The sequence below is a fragment of the Acinetobacter sp. CIP 64.2 genome (assembly GCF_000369645.1).
Lineage (GTDB): Bacteria > Pseudomonadota > Gammaproteobacteria > Pseudomonadales > Moraxellaceae > Acinetobacter.
Genome location: NZ_KB850122.1, coordinates 576,433 through 590,018, shown reverse-complemented (window position 1 = coordinate 590,018; position 13,586 = coordinate 576,433). Strand labels below are relative to the sequence as shown.

Genomic DNA, 13,586 nt, shown 5'->3' with positions numbered 1-13,586 from the left:
ATTATACAAAGCATCCTGAAAGTTTTCTAAGATGACTGAGAGAGCCTTCTAGAATCAGAACATCATCCGTTTTTAGCGTGAAATTGGCATCTGTTTCATAGAGAATCTGTTGATCTCTCTTGAGTAATAACAATTTGATATTCGGTTCTTGTTTTAAGATGCCTGATAAATTGACTTGGTTGAGTTTTTCATTAACAGGGACTTTTACAATATAGTGATCATCATCCAGTGCCATATAACGACTCACCATTGGATAATTTAAGGCTTGCGCTACACGAACGCCCATATCTTCTTCAGGATGTATAATTTTACTGACATTTAAATGAGAAAGGATGGTGTGATGAGCCTTGGTCTTGGCTTTGACCAAAATTTTTTCAACGCCAAGATTTTTTAGATTTAAAACACATAGAATACTGGCTTCAATATCTTCACCAATGGCAACCACAACTGCATCACAATTCTGGATATTCAGTTCTTCCAAAACATGTTCATCGGTGGCATCGGCAATTACTGCATGGGTAATCCGATCGGCCAAATTTTCGACATTGCGTTTGAGGGTATCAAGTCCAATGACGTCATGATTAAGTTTGGTGAGTTCCAATGCAACAGTTGCCCCAAAACTACCTAAACCAATGACTGCAAACTGTGCCATAACTGTCCTTAACTAAATGATAAAAATCTGTTTTTATCCATTTTAAGTTGTAATAATTTTCTATTTGTAATGATTTTGTTTGCAGCAGTATGGAGAACATCAAAATCATCAATTAAAAATAAAGCCGACATCTTCATCGGCTTTATTTTATCGTATTTTACTTAAGAAAGCGTCGATATCCAGTATTGTCGCTGATCTCAGCATATGGATAGGTGATTTTCTCCAAGGTTTCGACCAAACCATCTGGATTCTGTTTCGCATCAGTTGCTTCTAGTCCGACCAGAACGCGACCTTCAGCTGCACCATGATTGCGGTAATGGAACAGGGTAATATTGTGAGTAGGGCCTAAGCGTTCCAAGAAAGTAAGCAGTGCACCTGGACGTTCAGGGAACTCAACACGGAACAAACGCTCATTTTCAATATTGGCATGACCACCAATGAGGTAGCGAATATGCAGTTTGGCGACTTCATCATCAGAGAGATCATCTACTTCATATTGTTGTTTCAGTATTTCATGAATTTCATGACGTTCGGTTTCACCACCTTTGAGACTAATCCCGACAAAGACTTGTGCAAGGTTACTATGACTGGCGCGATAGTTAAATTCTGTAATATTGCGACCTTGAAGTGCTCGACAGAAGTTTAAGAAAGCACCTTTTTGCTCAGGAATTGTCACTGCATAAATGGCTTCACGACGTTCACCAAGCTCAGTACGCTCCGCAATATAACGTAGGCGGTCAAAGTTCATGTTGGCGCCACAAACAATGGACACCATATTTTTGCCTGTTACTTGATGCTCAGCGACATATTTTTTGATCCCAGCCAAGGCCATCGCACCTGATGGTTCAACGATACTGCGATTTTCATCAAAGGTGTCTTTGATCGCTGCACAGATTTCATCGGTATTGACGGTGACGATCTCAGGATCAACAATAGGGCCTGAATTATCTGATTTACGTAAGCGAATGATGTCGAAAGGTAATTCGCCAATTTGTGCGACTGCGGTACCATCTGCAAATAAACCGACATGCTGTAACACGACACGTTCATTGACTTCAAGTGCTGCTTTTAAACAAGCAGATTCTTCGTATTCAACTCCAATCACTTTTACATGTGGAGCCACTTCACCCAAATACGCTGCGACGCCTGCGATCAGACCTCCACCACCAACGGCAACAAAAACGTATTCAACATCGCGCCATTGACGGATTAATTCATTGGCGATGGTTCCTTGACCTGCAATAACCAATTCATCGTCATAAGGCGGAATAAAAACCAAACCTTCATCTTCGGCACGTTGTTTCGCATATTTGTTGGCAACATCGAAGCTATCGCCATGCAGTACCACTTGACCACCCAAGCTTTTCACCGCTTGGACTTTAATGTCCGGTGTCGTGCTTGGCATCACAATAATAGCGTGAATACCCAGTTTCTTCCCAGATAATGCAACGCCTTGTGCATGGTTACCCGCAGATGCACAAATTACACCACGCTCGAGTTGATCTTTAGGAAGTTGGCTAATGCGGTTGTACGCACCGCGTAGCTTAAAAGAGAATACAGGTTGTAAATCTTCACGCTTAAATCGAATGTTATTATTAATTCTTTGACTAATTCGTGGAGCTGCTTCAAGCGGTGTTTCAATTGCAACATCATAAACCGTTGCTTGTAAAATTTGTCGTACCACACGAGACAGCATGTTCTTCTTCCCTATAACAGTTTAAAATAGACAATCATTGTAGCAAACCCCTGTACATTTGCGCTGTTTTTTATAGCAAATGTCAAAATAGTTGAGTGAAGTCATGAGTCTATATGCAAGCCAAGATGAAAAAAAACAAGCTGCCGCCAAAGCAGCTTTGAAACATTTGCCTAAAGGCGGCATTTTGGGCGTAGGAACAGGAAGTACCGTTAATTTTTTAATTGATTTATTGCCTGAATTGCAATTAGAAGCGGCTGTAGCCAGTTCAAATGCAACTGCTGAGCGTTTAAAGAAGTTGGGTATCGAAGTTGTAGATATGAACTCGGTCGGTGGCTTGGATGCTTATGTAGATGGTGCAGATGAAATCGATCGCCATATGCATATGATTAAAGGTGGTGGTGCTGCCTTAACCCGTGAAAAAATTGTTGCATCTATTGCGAAAAAATTCGTCTGTATCGTGGATGACTCAAAATGGGTTGATCAATTAGGACGTGATTTTCCGCTTCCTGTTGAAGTGATTCCTATGGCACGTTCTGCAGTAGCACGTAAGATTGTGGCTTTAGGTGGTGACCCAGTTTATCGCGAAGGTGTGTTGACTGATAATGGCAATGTGATTTTAGATGTTTTTAATTTAAATATTTTAAATGCACTTGAACTAGAAAGAACCTTGAATAATATTCCTGGTGTTGTGACCAATGGTATTTTTGCATTGAATCCAGCAACAATTGCAGTTGTTGCAACTGACAGTGGTATTGAAGAACGTACACCGCAGTAATGCAATCTGTTTCATTGGAAACGCGATTACCTGACATTAAAGTCGTTCGGCATGCAAGAGCAAGAAATTTGCGCTTGCGTGTCGAGCCGACAGGTATTCGTTTAACCGTTCCTTTATTCTGTAGTAAACGACAGATTCAGCAATTTTTGCATCAATCAGAACAATGGTTGGTCGAGACATGGGCTAAACAACAACAGCAATTAAATCAGGTTGCAGTATTTCCTGAACAATTAGCGCTATTTTTCCATTCGCAACCTTTCCAAATTATCCTGCAACAGCAGCGGCCTCTGTTTAAATTTGATTTTGATCAGCATCTGGTCTGGATCAAAGATGCGCAGCCAGAGCAGGCTTTGCAGGCAGCTGTCTTGGCTTATGCAAAGCAGTTCTTACCTGAATATTTGACTCAAGTGAGTCAGCAAATCAGCCTGTCATATCAGCAATGCAATATCCGGAGACCGAAAACGCGTTGGGGTAGTTGTAGTTGCAAACACGACATCATGTTAAATGCTGCATTGGTGCTTATGCCTGAACATATTGTACGATCTGTTTGTGTGCATGAGTTAGCGCATACCAAACATTTTGATCATAGTGCAGCTTTCTGGGGTGAAGTTGAAAAGCATGATCCCTGTTATCTTGCGCATCGAAAGCAGTTAAAACAAATTCAATTGCCTGCTTGGTACTTTAAAAAAGATTAATGTTCTATATAAATGGTTTAACCATTAAAAAGACGATTCTGCTGGACGCTTAAACCTTTTCTGATACGTAAAGCTTGTTTGAGGCTAGGAACATCATTTTGCCATTGTTTGAGGACTAGAATGATGGCAATGATTTCAGTTCGCGTTAAAACACCTAACCAAAAAACGATCCAGAATAAAATTTGGCCTTGTCCTGTGAGCGTGACTTGTACCAACAAAGCGAAGAGAAATAAGGTCCAAATTTTTGCGCCGAGGCTATGGGTGGCCACTTCTTTACGGAACTTAATAAAACTCACAAGGTAAATTGCAACTTCAAATAGCGTCAGAATAATGATGGGCCAGAAATATTGTTTAAAAAAATCGGGTTGTTGTAAATAAATTGAAGCAATTGCACAAATAAAAAAAACTTGGTCAATGTTAGAGTCTAATCGGCGTAATTCTTCGCTTGATATGCCTAGGCGTCTGGCAATGATGCCATCAAAAATATCACTCAGCAGTCCGAGCGTCAGAAAGATCACGGTAAAAATAGCATAGAAGTTAGGCTGAAGTAGGGTGACAGCAACAATAAGAAAACCCAGCACCAATCTGGAATAGATAAGTAAAGTCGGGATTTGATGTTTTAAAGGCATTAAATAAGCAGCATAAAAGATGTGCTGAAAGTATAGCAGGCGATAATAATTAATAAGACTAAAAGTAACATATTATATAAAAAACAACAGCCTAACGAGAGGCTGTTGTTCAAAGACATGTTCAATATTATTGAATACCTAAAGCATCTTTCATGATGAAGAACAAATCTGTTTGATCAAGTAATCCTGATACATTAGCAGCACGAGGTCCATAAGCAGCAATACGCACTTGGGATCCAGTATGATGTTGACTTGAACCTTCTGGTGCTGTGCCATAATTGATTGCCATTGCAACACCATCTTTGGTTTTTAATGCTGCTGTTTGACCTGGGCTCTCACCTTTAATTGGAATGATCTGGCTGGTATGTGCATGATCACCAGTAACAATAATCAAGGTGTCACCATACGCTTTGGCGAATTTAAGTGCAACTTGAATAGCCTCATCCAGCTGTACAGTTTCACCAATTTGGCCACACGGATCTGCTGCATGGTTCCGTTTATCAATTGAACCACTTTCAACTTGTAAGAAGAAGCCTTTGGGATTGGGTTTTAGGAGCTCAAGCGCTTTCTCGGTCATTTGTGCTAAACGAGGAGTTGAAGTGGTAAATGCAGTATTGTCTCTACAGCTTTCCGCTTCTTTTTTATGACCATTCAGTTGTGTGTTCGGGCCACTCCAAATGACAGGGAGATTACCGTCAGCAAATAAACCTAGAAGAGGTTGGTTTTGATCAGCAAAATTGACTGCTTTAAGTGAGTTAAGGTCTTCAACAATCCGATAGTTTTCTAATTTGGCACGTTCAAGTAATGTTTTGCCTTGGAAAGGGCCTGCTTTAGCAACTTGATAAAAACTTTTTCTACCACCGCCTAAAGTTACATCTGCACGGGCTGATAAAAGTTGTTCGGTAATTGAACCGAGACCGCCATTTTCAAGCGCACTATCGGTACAATTTGCTGAGGTTTCATTTGGACCATAGCATTTACGTGAACTGATGTGAGCAACTAAAGCAGCAGGTGTGGCATCCTGCAATTCAGTTGTCGTGACATTACCTGTTGCTAATCCTGCTTTTTTGGCCAGTTCTAAAATTGTAGCATGATGCTTTTTGTAGATATCTAAACCGAGCGCATTATTATAGGTTTTAATCCCTGAAGCCCATGCTGTTGCAGAAGCGGCTGAATCTGTTACATAATCAATATTGCCATTTTTATCGAGTGCATAGGTTGTATAACTCCCTGTGAATGGTAATACATCTAAGCCTTTAAAATAACCAGCCGCACCTTCCGCATAATTACGTGCAGCAGTGATTTCTGAATCGCTCGTCCCATCTCCAATAAATAAAATGATATTTTTTACAGTTTTGTCGCTTAAAGAATCTTTCATTGCTTGTGTTCGCTCTTTCTTTAAACGGGTTGCACCACCAAATTGACGGATATCCCCACTGGCGCCAGCTTCAAGTAATTCACCAAGTTGTGTATTGGGTGATGGTGTTGGCAGCTCTGTGGTTGGAGGCGGTTGTGGTGTTGGTTGAGATGATTGGTTAGAAGAAGAGTCGTTATCATTGCCGCAAGCGACCAAGAGAGAAATAACAGCAGGTAAAAGTAATAGTTTAAATTTCACGTGATTTCAACTTGAAAAATAGTTGAAAATGATAGTAATAATTAAATGTGAAATTTTGGTTAAAATTATATTTTGAATTTCTTTAATTTATTGCTCATTCAGGCTATGAAGCATAGCTTCCATAGCCTGAATAACGTGTAGATATTAGAAATTACACTGTAATTGAGTTGTCTGGAGTTGATCTGGGGCTTTACGGCTATCCAAGCCTGCGCTTGCACTGAGGACTTGATTCTGCTTGATTCTTAATTGAATGAAATTGTACTGAAGCGTACTGTTGTTGGGTTGTGTTGAGCTACTATTTAATAAATATTCAGAATTGGCTTTATCAACCTGTAACAAGTTATCTGTACTATCACCATCCAGTTTTGAGCTAAAAGTTTGCCCATCTTTTACTAACTCTAACTGGCCATCACCACGGATATTAAGTTGACAGTTACTGTTTGGGTCTTTGTAATTGCCAATCAAATATTCAATGGATGGTAAGCTAGCACTGACAATATTAATTCCTGTAATACCTTGTTTACACGGGTAAATAGAGCCATTGCATGTTTCAGTTGTATCAGTGAATCCAACAGCACGGCGGTAATCACCAGCACCAACAACGCGGAAAGCATCTGCCGTATTATTTATAGGGCCATTACCAGCATAGGATTTTTGTTGCAGGAAGCTATAACCTTGTGGGTTTAAGGCTGCTTGACGATAACTATCGGCCAGTTGTAATACTGCCTGTTTTAATGAAGCAGCAAAAGTGTCTCTGGCATTTTTCTGATTTGCGGCAATGAATAAGAGATTGTTCTTGGAGGGATCAATATTGTCCGGAGTTGCAGTGACTAATGACGTAAGCGTACTTTGATCGCCGCGTAATTTTTTCGCATCAAGATAACCGTCTCTTAAATCTACTGCCAGATTTTTGGTAAATTCAGCAAAGTTATTGTTGGGATAAAGATTTGCCCATTGCTGAATAAAACCAAAACTGAGATAGGTGTTCACGTATGAATTCAGGTTTAATGTGGCATCTTGGGGGGAAAATATTTTTAGAACAGAGGAAGAGCTTAGATTTGGGATATCTAATTGATAAAACGCACTAGTTAAAGCTGAATTTACATCGGCAGTGGCCAGATTTAATTGAGAAGCACTCACTTTTGTTGGGTTGATATTGATATCTGTTGGCAGAGAGCCAGAACGAACCAAGGCACGTTGATAAATTGCTTCTGAACCTGGATTAATATAAATCGTTTGCGTAAGACTATTGGTATTGACTTCAACCAGACTATGCAATGTCATAGAAACATTTTGATATTGACTATTTTGAAAGTCGAACACCAATGAATTCGGAGTCGTTGAGATCTCAATGCGGTATAACCGTTCTTTATTTAGAACACGCGGTAGAGTGATATTAATGTCTGACGTTGTACTTAAGTTTTGTTCCAGAACAAGAGTATTATCAAAATTATCAAAGATTCTAAGCACAACATCTCGCATTTCAACTGCAGCAATGATATTGAAGCTTTTGGGTTTGGGTTCAGTAACTGTTGGTGTTGTTTCTACTTTTGCACTACTTTCACCACTTCCACAGCCAATTAACGCAGAGCTGAGTAGAAGGGTGCTTAGTCCTAAGCAGATATGATGATGTAATCTTTGTTTTGACATCAAAGAAGGCATTCCAGCTCTCCAAAAAATTTTGCATCCATGAAATTTATTATTACCGCAATTTTTTTATTCTATTCGAATAGTGAAATGATTCAATAGTATTTCTTGACCAATGGTAAAATCACTTCAAATATAATGTAGTTATTGATCTTCATGTGTCGGCTTATGGCTGATTAATGTGGCTAGATAACATTTTTATTTTCTTAAAAGTTAGGCACTTGAAGATTGTGTAAAATTCGGCAAACTGCCATACTATTTACCTAAATGAACGCTTGAGGTGTCACACGTGATTTCTGTTGGTATTGTTGGTGGAACTGGATACACTGGGGTTGAGCTATTACGTCTTTTGTTAAGACATTCACAAGTTCAGGTTCGTATTCTCACTTCTCGTACAGAAGCAGGAAAGCGCGTTGCAGATATGTTTCCGAGTTTGCGCGGACATACAACACTTGAGTTTTCAGATCTGGATTTAGATCAATTAGCGCAATGTGATGTTGTATTTTTTGCTACTCCACATGGTGTTGCAATGCAACATGCAGAAAAACTGGTCGCTGCTGGTACTAAAGTGATTGATCTTGCAGCTGATTTCCGTTTACAAAACTTGGCCCAGTTTGAAAAATGGTATGGTATGCAACATAGTTGTCCAGCTATGTTAAAAGATTCTGTATATGGTTTAACTGAATTAAATCGCGAAAAAATCAAACAAGCACAAGTTATTGGTAATCCAGGATGCTATCCAACCACAGTGCAACTGGGTCTGGCACCATTACTTAAAACATCAAGTCCGCTTATTAATACACAAAGTATTATTGTGGATGCAAAATCAGGCGTATCTGGTGCAGGTCGTAAAGCAAGCCTTGGTATGATTTACAGTGAGAATGCTGATAATTTTAAAGCGTATGGTGTTGCTGGGCATCGCCATCATCCAGAAATTGTTGAAGCGCTGGAAAATATTTCTGGGCAACAAGGACAGTTTGATCAGCTTATTTTTGTTCCGCATTTAGTGCCTATGATTCGCGGTATGCTGAGTACAATTTATGTGGACTTAACTGAGCAAGGTCAGCAAATTGATTTACAAACTCATTATGAAGATTTTTATAAAAATGAAAGATTTGTAGATGTTATGCCTGCGAATAGTTCACCAGAAACACGTAGTGTTCGTGGTGCCAATGAACTCAGAATCGCTCTCTATCGCCCACAACCAAATAAACTGATCATTCTGGTTGCGCAAGATAACTTGGTGAAAGGTGCAGCAGGTCAGGCGGTCCAAAATATGAACTTAATGTTTGGTTTTGATGAAGCAGCAGGCTTGGAAGGTATTGGTTTATTACCATAAAAAACTCTTTTTTACTTCACACACATTTAAATTTCGATTTTAATGTGTGCTTTGATGCAGATCATAACGATAGAGATGATGATGGAAAACGTTGAACCGACTACTTCACCAGACAGTTCCGTTGAAAAAAATAAATTCTTAAAAACGAATTTACCTTTGATTATTGGCGCTACGATTTTGATCGGTAGCAGTTTTATGCTTGGTTATACTGTTGGTCACCGTCAAGGTTTAACTGTAGTGGGATATGATGCAGATGCTGAGCAGTTGGTTGATGTTGTTCAGAAGCAAAAAACCGCTTTAGATTCAGTTAGCAAAAGTTTGAATGCGGCTGTTCAAGAGCGAGATATGGCTGTGAGTAATGCAGATGACTTGTTCAAGGCTGTGAACCAAGCCAATGCAGATAAAACCCAGTTTGAAGGAATGAATACGATTTATCGTGATATCTTGAGGCAGCGTGGTGGTGTCAGTTTAACCATACAAAATATGGCGATTAAATCATTACCTGAAAATGCATTTGAATATCAGATTGATCTTGTTCAAGTTAGCCCAAATAAACGCCGTGCATCTGGTTCGGTTGAATTACGTCTGATTAAAGATACTGAAGTTTTGGTCGTACCTTTAGAAGACAGAAACTTTAACTTTGAAGATTTTGAGCGTTTGACTGGGCGTTGGACAATGCCTAAAGGCTTTACACCTCAATTCATTGAAGTACGTTTGACAGGATCGGGTACACCTGTAATCAAACGTTTTAGCTGGCAGCGTGGTAAGCCTGTGGATGTAAGTTCAGCTTTTGTATCAGAAATCCCGCAAGCAGAAGCGAATGCTCAATAATTTTTTTAGATTAAGAACTCAATATGCGAAGATACAAACGCCAAATGAATTTAAGTGAAGTGAAAAACTCTTTTCATCAATCAGGTTATGTCGATTGGCACTTAAATCCACGTTTAAGTGATTCGCAAGAGGATCATGACGGTGAGGTAGTGGTACAAACTGCCCCGCCAGAGTTAAAACGCCCGCCCTTATATGCGGTTGTGTTAATGAATGATGATTACACACCAATGGATTTTGTCATTGAAGTTTTGCAAAGCTATTTTGGGCTGAACTTTGATCAGGCCAGTCAAGTGATGCTTACGGTTCATTATGAAGGTAAAGGAACAGCAGGTATTTACCCACGGGATATTGCTGAGACCAAAGCCAATCAAGTGAATAACTATGCCCGTTCGCAAGGCCATCCTTTGCTATGTCAGATCGAACCTGAGCAGCGTTAAGAAAAGCAACGCTTTTTAGCTGCGCAAGACGAGCAACTAAGTTGCGAGTAAAAGCGTTAAGAAAAGCAACGCACTTGCGGAATGCTATTCCTCATGCGCAAGACCTTGCGTCGTAATATGGCTTAGATGTTATGCGTGAAAGTGTTAAGAAATATCACTTTCATTTCAGCTTTCGAGATAAAGATGGTTCAAAGCATATATTGTTTTATGCTAAAAACATGAAACAATATACTGAGTATTTCTATGTTAAACCTATGTATGATTTGTTAGGCTTTAGGTAAGGCCATAAAGTATTACAATTTTTCATAGGTTTAATGTGGTTTCATAAATTAATAACTATTTCGCTGTCTTTTTGAACAATTGGATTAGTCCTATTCTCTTTGTAATTGAATTTTTACAACAATACTTGGTTTTGAATCTTGACCAAGATACTCAACTAATGCTAACAGTAGATTATGAAGCAAAGAGGCTTGTAGACGTATATTCAATTACGCTTTGAGAAGCTCAGCGGATCAAGTCAATAATCAGCTTTTTCACTAAAAGAAGTGTCTTTTTTTTGAGAAAGCCCAAGATATAAGGGGGTTACATGCTCAGTCGTCAATTAGAAGTATCGTTACGTTTGGCTGTTAGCATGGCTCGTCAAAAGAGACATGAGTTTCTGACAGTTGAACATTTGTTGCTTGCCTTGCTAGATAATGATTCTGCTGTGAATGCATTAAAAGCATGTGGCGCGGATATCGTTACTTTACGTAAAGAATTAGAGGAATATGTAGAGCAACATACCCCAAAACTTGGTGATAATAGCGAACAAGCCCCTCATCCAACAGAGAGTTTTGATCGAATTTTACAGCGTGCCATCTTCCATGTTCAATCAAGCGGCGGTGACCGTACGGTTGAAGGTGCTGACGTTTTAGTTGCGATGTATTCAGAACGAGATTCATTTGCGGTTTATTTGCTTAAACGCCATCAAATTAACCGTTTAACTTTGACTCAATACTTGTCTCATGGCACTCGAAAAGACGAAATTCAAGTAGAAGAAGAAGTCGAAGATATTGAAGGCGAAAGTGCAGCTTCAGCAAATGCTGGACCACTTGAACAATACACGCTGAACTTAAATGTCGAAGCGCAAAAGGGCAAAACGGATCCGTTAATTGGTCGTGAGAAAGAAATTGAGCGTGCAGCACAAATTTTATGCCGTCGTCGTAAAAACAATCCACTTTTAGTGGGTGACCCTGGTGTAGGCAAAACTTCGATTGCTGAAGGTTTGGCATGGCTGATTGTGAATGGTAAAGCACCAAAACCATTGGCGAATGCAGAAGTTTATAGTTTAGACATTGGTGCCTTGGTTGCAGGGACTAAATATCGTGGTGACTTTGAAAAGCGTTTAAAACAGCTTTTGAATGCTTTGAAAAAAAATCCAAATGCGATTTTATTTATCGATGAAATTCATATGATCATTGGTGCTGGTTCGAGTATGGGTAGCACAATGGACGCATCGAATTTAATTAAACCTGCTTTGGCGAATGGGACCTTGCGTTGCATCGGTTCAACAACTTTCCAGGAATATCGTCAGGTATTCGAAAAAGACCATGCCTTGTCTCGCCGTTTCCAAAAGATTGATGTGAATGAACCAAGCATTAATGAAACGATTGAAATTTTGCGTGGTTTGAAAAACAAGTTCGAAGATTTCCATCATGTCGAATATGATGACAAAGCATTGGTTGCTGCAGTTGAGTTATCAGCTAAATTTATCAATGATCGCTTCTTGCCAGACAAAGCAATTGATGTTATTGATGAGGCTGGGGCTCAACGCCGTTTAAAAGCTGAGATTGATGGCACAACGATTTCAGTTGAAAATATTGAAGATATTGTTTCCAAGATTGCCCGTATTCCACCGAAAACAGTATCTAAAGATGACAAGTCGGTACTTGAAAATCTGGAACGTGATCTGAAACGTGTGGTGTTTGGTCAGGATGAGGCGATTACAGCGCTTGCTTCAGCGATCAAATTATCACGGGCAGGTTTAAAAGCACCAGATAAACCAGTCGGCAGCTTTGTGTTTGCTGGCCCAACAGGTGTGGGTAAAACCGAAGTGACCAAACAGCTTACCAAGTTGTTAGGTGTAGAGCTGGTTCGTTTTGATATGTCTGAGTATATGGAACGTCATGCAGTTTCTCGTTTGATCGGTGCGCCTCCGGGTTATGTTGGTTATGATCAAGGTGGTTTACTGACCGACGCGATTCATAAAAATCCGCATTGTGTCTTGTTATTAGATGAAATCGAGAAGGCGCACCCAGATGTATTTAACTTGTTATTACAAGTCATGGATCATGGTGCTTTGACTGATAATAATGGTCGCAAATCTGACTTCAGAAATGTGATTATTGTGCTCACCACCAATATTGGCGCAGAGAGTATTGTCCGTGCAAGTATTGGTTTCACTGAGCAAGATCATAGTGCAGATAACCAAGATGCAATGAAACGTGCATTCTCGCCTGAATTCCGTAACCGTTTGGATGGCGTGATTCAATTTAAAGCACTTCCGACCACGATCATCGATTCAGTGGTAGACAAATTCTTGACTGAGTTACAAGCACAGCTTGATGAAAAACAGGTGGTACTTGATGTTGATCAAAGTGCACGTGACTGGTTATCAGCCAATGGCTACGACCGTCTCATGGGGGCTCGTCCAATGCAACGTCTGATTCAGGAACATTTGAAAAAGCCGCTTGCTGAGATGATTTTGTTTGGTGAACTTGCTGAGCATGGTGGTAATGTGGCAGTTTCTGTAAAAACAGAAAATGGCAAAGAAGTCGGCTTAAAATTGGAAGTCTTTGAAGATCATATTACCCCGAGTGCTGAACCTGCTTAATGTTTGAACTATCTTTCTCGATAACCCAAGTACTTAAAGTATTTGGGTTATTTTTCGTCACAGCAATTGCTGAAATTCTGGGTTGTTATTTCCCTTATTTAATTTTGAATCAAGGCAAGTCAAATTGGTTATGGATTCCCACAGCACTAAGCTTGGCGGTCTTTGTATGGTTGCTGACTTTGCACCCTGCGGCATCAGGTCGTATTTATGCGGCTTATGGTGGAATTTATATATTTACTGCATTATTGTGGCTACGTTATGTTGATCAAATCATGCTAACACGTTGGGATGTTTTAGGTGGTTTCGTTGTTTTGTGTGGCGCAAGTCTAATCATTTTGCAACCGCAAGGTTTAGTGCGTTAGTTTCATTAAGCATGGTATATACCATGCTTAATTTTT

General features: G+C 39.7%; 13 protein-coding genes. 8 read left to right on the top strand and 5 right to left on the bottom strand.

The window, feature by feature from the left end; all coding sequences use genetic code 11:
- Position 1: 1 nt before the first annotated feature.
- Both F895_RS08365 and ilvA read right to left on the bottom strand, forming a co-directional pair.
- Positions 2 to 652 carry a potassium channel family protein gene (locus tag F895_RS08365; protein ID WP_005241774.1) on the bottom strand — a complete coding sequence of 217 codons (651 nt, stop codon included), beginning with the start codon at positions 650 to 652 and terminating at the stop codon, positions 2 to 4.
- A 157-nt stretch (positions 653 to 809) separates the two neighbouring features.
- Positions 810 to 2,348, bottom strand: coding sequence for a threonine ammonia-lyase, biosynthetic (gene ilvA / locus F895_RS08370; RefSeq protein WP_005241773.1), 1,539 nt, complete (start codon positions 2,346 to 2,348; stop codon positions 810 to 812).
- Between the two features lie 103 nt (positions 2,349 to 2,451).
- Between ilvA and rpiA the strand changes: the two genes are divergently transcribed.
- The gene (gene rpiA / locus F895_RS08375; RefSeq protein ID WP_005241772.1) at positions 2,452 to 3,123 is read left to right on the top strand and encodes a ribose-5-phosphate isomerase RpiA; all 672 of its coding nucleotides are present in this window, start codon (positions 2,452 to 2,454) and stop codon (positions 3,121 to 3,123) included.
- Positions 3,123 to 3,818: a M48 family metallopeptidase gene (locus F895_RS08380; RefSeq protein ID WP_005241771.1), complete on the top strand. Its 696-nt coding sequence runs from the start codon at positions 3,123 to 3,125 to the stop codon at positions 3,816 to 3,818. Before rpiA ends, F895_RS08380 begins: the two co-directional genes overlap by 1 nt.
- Before the next feature lie 17 nt (positions 3,819 to 3,835).
- Here the strand turns inward: F895_RS08380 and F895_RS08385 are convergent, their stop codons facing one another.
- From F895_RS08385 to F895_RS08395, 3 genes are all read right to left on the bottom strand, one after another.
- On the bottom strand, positions 3,836 to 4,447 hold the full coding sequence (locus F895_RS08385; protein ID WP_005241770.1) for a CDP-alcohol phosphatidyltransferase family protein: 612 nt from the start codon (positions 4,445 to 4,447) through the stop codon (positions 3,836 to 3,838).
- A 127-nt stretch (positions 4,448 to 4,574) separates the two neighbouring features.
- Positions 4,575 to 6,062 (bottom strand): alkaline phosphatase, encoded by a 1,488-nt coding sequence (gene phoA / locus F895_RS08390; RefSeq protein ID WP_005241769.1) that lies wholly within the window; start codon positions 6,060 to 6,062, stop codon positions 4,575 to 4,577.
- A gap of 144 nt (positions 6,063 to 6,206) precedes the next feature.
- The gene (locus F895_RS08395; protein ID WP_005241768.1) at positions 6,207 to 7,724 is read right to left on the bottom strand and encodes a hypothetical protein; all 1,518 of its coding nucleotides are present in this window, start codon (positions 7,722 to 7,724) and stop codon (positions 6,207 to 6,209) included.
- Between the two features lie 274 nt (positions 7,725 to 7,998).
- On the opposite strand from F895_RS08395, the gene argC reads away from it, so the two are divergent.
- From argC to F895_RS08420, 6 genes are all read left to right on the top strand, one after another.
- Complete coding sequence (gene argC / locus F895_RS08400; RefSeq protein ID WP_005241767.1) at positions 7,999 to 9,048, top strand: N-acetyl-gamma-glutamyl-phosphate reductase; 1,050 nt, start codon at positions 7,999 to 8,001, stop codon at positions 9,046 to 9,048.
- Between the two features lie 81 nt (positions 9,049 to 9,129).
- Positions 9,130 to 9,879 (top strand): DUF6776 family protein, encoded by a 750-nt coding sequence (locus tag F895_RS08405; protein ID WP_005241765.1) that lies wholly within the window; start codon positions 9,130 to 9,132, stop codon positions 9,877 to 9,879.
- Between the two features lie 23 nt (positions 9,880 to 9,902).
- Positions 9,903 to 10,316 (top strand): ATP-dependent Clp protease adapter ClpS, encoded by a 414-nt coding sequence (clpS, locus tag F895_RS08410; protein WP_168926869.1) that lies wholly within the window; start codon positions 9,903 to 9,905, stop codon positions 10,314 to 10,316.
- A 352-nt stretch (positions 10,317 to 10,668) separates the two neighbouring features.
- The gene (locus F895_RS19510) at positions 10,669 to 10,815 is read left to right on the top strand and encodes an ATP-dependent Clp protease adaptor ClpS (protein WP_245106440.1); all 147 of its coding nucleotides are present in this window, start codon (positions 10,669 to 10,671) and stop codon (positions 10,813 to 10,815) included.
- Positions 10,816 to 10,902: 87 nt separating this feature from the next.
- Positions 10,903 to 13,188, top strand: a complete 2,286-nt coding sequence (clpA, locus tag F895_RS08415) for an ATP-dependent Clp protease ATP-binding subunit ClpA (RefSeq protein ID WP_005241762.1) — start codon at positions 10,903 to 10,905, stop codon at positions 13,186 to 13,188.
- A complete protein-coding gene (locus F895_RS08420) occupies positions 13,188 to 13,550 on the top strand; it encodes a YnfA family protein (protein WP_005241760.1) in 363 nt (120 codons plus the stop codon). The genes clpA and F895_RS08420 overlap by 1 nt, the downstream gene beginning before the upstream one ends.
- Positions 13,551 to 13,586: the final 36 nt, after the last annotated feature.

Excerpts from the sequence above, each read along its gene's own strand:
- F895_RS08380 (WP_005241771.1), top strand. The coding sequence starts at position 3,123 with ATGCAATCTGTTTCATTGGAAACGCGATTACCTGACATTAAAGTCGTT.
- F895_RS08395 (WP_005241768.1), bottom strand. The coding sequence starts at position 7,724 with ATGCCTTCTTTGATGTCAAAACAAAGATTACATCATCATATCTGCTTA.
- F895_RS08365 (WP_005241774.1), bottom strand. The coding sequence starts at position 652 with ATGGCACAGTTTGCAGTCATTGGTTTAGGTAGTTTTGGGGCAACTGTT.
- F895_RS08420 (WP_005241760.1), top strand. The coding sequence starts at position 13,188 with ATGTTTGAACTATCTTTCTCGATAACCCAAGTACTTAAAGTATTTGGG.
- ilvA (WP_005241773.1), bottom strand. The coding sequence starts at position 2,348 with ATGCTGTCTCGTGTGGTACGACAAATTTTACAAGCAACGGTTTATGAT.
- clpS (WP_168926869.1), top strand. The coding sequence starts at position 9,903 with ATGCGAAGATACAAACGCCAAATGAATTTAAGTGAAGTGAAAAACTCT.
- clpA (WP_005241762.1), top strand. The coding sequence starts at position 10,903 with ATGCTCAGTCGTCAATTAGAAGTATCGTTACGTTTGGCTGTTAGCATG.
- rpiA (WP_005241772.1), top strand. The coding sequence starts at position 2,452 with ATGAGTCTATATGCAAGCCAAGATGAAAAAAAACAAGCTGCCGCCAAA.
- F895_RS08385 (WP_005241770.1), bottom strand. The coding sequence starts at position 4,447 with ATGCCTTTAAAACATCAAATCCCGACTTTACTTATCTATTCCAGATTG.
- F895_RS08405 (WP_005241765.1), top strand. The coding sequence starts at position 9,130 with ATGGAAAACGTTGAACCGACTACTTCACCAGACAGTTCCGTTGAAAAA.